Below are 2,421 nucleotides of genomic sequence, written 5' to 3' on the forward strand. Positions count from 1 at the left end.
AATAGGATAATACTATTAACATATTATCATTTGTAACAAAATAATTTGATAGGCTTATCAAAATAATAAATACCAAAGAAACATATCACCGCAGAAAAATTTTTTTAAAGTCGTATAATGACCGAATAAAAATACATGCTTAATCTTAGGAGTCATTGATGGCTTTGACTATTTTCGAGCAATTAACCACATTACTCAATAACCACCACGCCCGTTATCGCGTCATGGAACACCCGACCGCGGGTCGTTCTGAGGAAGTTGCTAAAATAAGAGGTACACAATTAGGGCAAGGGGCAAAAGGTCTAGTTTGTCATGTAAAAGGCAATGGTATTAAACAACATGTACTGGCCATTTTACCTGCTGATAAACAAGCTGATCTATCAAAACTCGCTATCGCTATTGGTGGGACAAGAGCCTCTCTTGCAAGCCCGAAAGAAGTTGATGAACTAACGCAATGTGTATTTGGCGCGATCCCACCTTTTAGTTTTCATCCAGCACTAAAACTGGTTGCTGATCCGCTATTATTTGAACGTTTTGATGAATTAGCCTTTAATGCTGGAACATTAGAACGCTCGATTATTTTAAATACACAAGATTATCAGCGTATTGCTCAGCCTGAGTTAATTCATTTTATTCGCCAAGATGCTCAAGAGCATAATGATTAATAAAAGTACTATAAAATGCAGTTAAAAAGTATTTTTTAACTATAACTTTTTAATTACAAATAGTAAAAAGGTGCTGAAATTCAGCACCCCTAACACTTATAACTCACTGTTTTTAAAACTTACTCCATCCACTCAGTATGGAATACGCCTTCTTTATCAGTACGTTTATAAGTATGCGCACCAAAATAGTCACGTTGTGCTTGAATTAAGTTTGCTGGTAACACTTGCGCACGGTAGCTATCATAATAAGAGATAGCCGCGGAGAATGTTGGCGTAGGAATACCTGCTTGAACACCATAACAAACAACATCACGCAATGCTTGTTGATACTCATCAGCGATATTTTTAAAGTAAGGTGCTAATAATAAATTAGCGATATTCGCATCGTCATTATAGGCATCAGTGATTTTTTGTAAGAATTGAGCACGAATGATACAACCTGCACGGAAAATTTTCGCAATTTCACCGTAATTTAGATCCCAGTTATATTCATCTGATGCAGCTTTCAATTGTTGGAAGCCTTGCGCATAAGAGACAATTTTACCTAAATATAGTGCACGACGAACATTCTCGATAAAGGCTTTTTTATCACCAGTAAATGCTTTTGGTGCTGGACCTGATAATACTTTAGATGCCGCCACACGTTGATCTTTCAGTGAAGAAATATAACGTGCAAAAACAGATTCTGTAATCAACGTAACAGGAACACCTAAGTCTAAAGAGCTTTGGCTAGTCCATTTACCGGTGCCTTTATTTGCCGCTTCATCAAGAATAACATCAACAAGGTAGTTACCTTCTTCATCTTTCTTACGGAAAATATCAGCAGTAATTTCAATAAGGTAGCTACTTAATTCGCCTTTATTCCACTCGGTAAAAGTGTCCGCTAACTCTTCGTTAGTTAAACCTAGTGAGTGTTTTAATACTGAATAAGCTTCTGCTATCAGTTGCATATCACCATATTCGATACCATTGTGTACCATTTTCACATAGTGACCTGCACCATCTGCACCAATATAAGTAACACAAGGCTCGCCATCTGCCACCGCGGCAATTTTCTCAAGAATAGGAGCAACTAACTCATAGGCTTCTTTTTGACCACCAGGCATAATAGAAGGTCCTTTTAATGCCCCTTCTTCACCACCAGAAACACCCGTACCAATAAAGTTAAAACCTTGAGCCGATAGCTCACGATTACGACGAATAGTATCTTTAAAGAAAGTATTTCCGCCATCAATAAGGATATCGCCCTTATCTAAATGTGGTGTCAGCGCTGCGATGGTTTTATCTGTTGCTTCACCCGCTTTAACCATTAACAAAATACGACGCGGTTTTTCTAATGAATCAACAAATTCCTCAATAGAGTAATTCGGAACCAGTTTTTTACCTGGATTTTCAGCGATCACTTCATTGGTTTTATCGCTTGAGCGGTTGTAGATAGATACAGTGTAACCACGGCTTTCAATGTTTAGCGCAAGGTTACGTCCCATCACTGCCATACCAACCACGCCGATTTGCTGTTTTGACATGAAATAACTCCCGTCTGAATATAAACCTGCCAGTCTCAATGTACTGACAATTTGTTAACCTGATCACATAGTAACTCACTCTCTCATTTGGTGGTAGTTATTGATGCAATCGATATCGCATTCCTTATGGTTGACATCCTCCACGCCCTAAAGGATGTGGGTTCCTCCTGCGTTCAGACTGATGTCTGAATCACCTCGGCGGGTTCCTGCTTCGACGGGCGGTCTGACTG

General features: G+C 38.9%; 2 protein-coding genes. One reads left to right on the top strand and one right to left on the bottom strand.

Annotated features, from left to right (window positions below; all coding sequences use genetic code 11):
- Positions 1 to 158: 158 nt before the first annotated feature.
- Positions 159 to 665 (top strand): YbaK/prolyl-tRNA synthetase associated domain-containing protein, encoded by a 507-nt coding sequence (locus AACU98_RS00955; protein ID WP_161735355.1) that lies wholly within the window; start codon positions 159 to 161, stop codon positions 663 to 665.
- Positions 666 to 784: 119 nt separating this feature from the next.
- Here AACU98_RS00955 and gndA read toward each other — a convergent pair whose 3' ends face one another.
- The gene (gndA, locus tag AACU98_RS00960) at positions 785 to 2,191 is read right to left on the bottom strand and encodes an NADP-dependent phosphogluconate dehydrogenase (RefSeq protein ID WP_004244519.1); all 1,407 of its coding nucleotides are present in this window, start codon (positions 2,189 to 2,191) and stop codon (positions 785 to 787) included.
- Between the last annotated feature and the right edge of the window lie 230 nt (positions 2,192 to 2,421).

This window comes from Proteus sp. G4380 (assembly GCF_963885725.1).
Taxonomy (GTDB): domain Bacteria; phylum Pseudomonadota; class Gammaproteobacteria; order Enterobacterales; family Enterobacteriaceae; genus Proteus; species Proteus mirabilis.

Bases quoted from the DNA above. Each gene is read 5' to 3' on its own strand.
- AACU98_RS00955 (WP_161735355.1), top strand. From the start codon at position 159: ATGGCTTTGACTATTTTCGAGCAATTAACCACATTACTCAATAACCAC.
- gndA (WP_004244519.1), bottom strand. From the start codon at position 2,191: ATGTCAAAACAGCAAATCGGCGTGGTTGGTATGGCAGTGATGGGACGT.